Origin of the sequence: Alcanivorax profundi (assembly GCF_003597125.1) — a bacterium.
In the GTDB taxonomy this organism is placed as follows: Bacteria; Pseudomonadota; Gammaproteobacteria; order Pseudomonadales; family Alcanivoracaceae; genus Alcanivorax; species Alcanivorax profundi.
The window spans coordinates 1-440 of record NZ_QYYA01000123.1; the positions used below are offsets into that span (position 1 = coordinate 1).

The window sequence follows — 440 nt, forward strand, 5'->3', positions numbered from 1 at the left end:
ATCTTATCAAGAGATTTAAATTTCTTGCAGAAAGGTGAATTTGAGGCATTATGCATAAGTATTGAAGAAGCTAGTAAACTTCTAAATGCATATTGTAAAGGTGTTATAAACAATAGTGCTATCAGCTAGCATTTTAGGAGATAAAGGTGTTGTCTTAACTCCTTTAACTCCTTAACTCCTTTAACTCCTTCCAAAAATAAAAAAATATGGCTAATTATTATACAGACCATCCTGAAATAGAGTTCCACTTGAATCATCCGCTCATGAAGCGTGTTGTGGACTTGAAGGAAAGAAATTACGCAGAAAAAGACCAGTTTGAAGATGCGCCAGTAAACTACGAGGATGCCATCGAGAACTACAAGCGATTGCTGGATATTACCGGCGATGTAGCTGCTAACATCATCGAACCAAACTCTGAGGATGTTGACCTCGGAGGTCCA

The 440-nt window shown here is 37.7% G+C and carries 1 protein-coding gene; it reads left to right on the forward strand.

Annotated elements, in window-relative coordinates; all coding sequences use genetic code 11:
• Positions 1-206: 206 nt before the first annotated feature.
• Positions 207-440: hypothetical protein (locus D4A39_RS19235; RefSeq protein WP_199699500.1), on the forward strand; the 234-nt coding region annotated here is incomplete at its 3' end.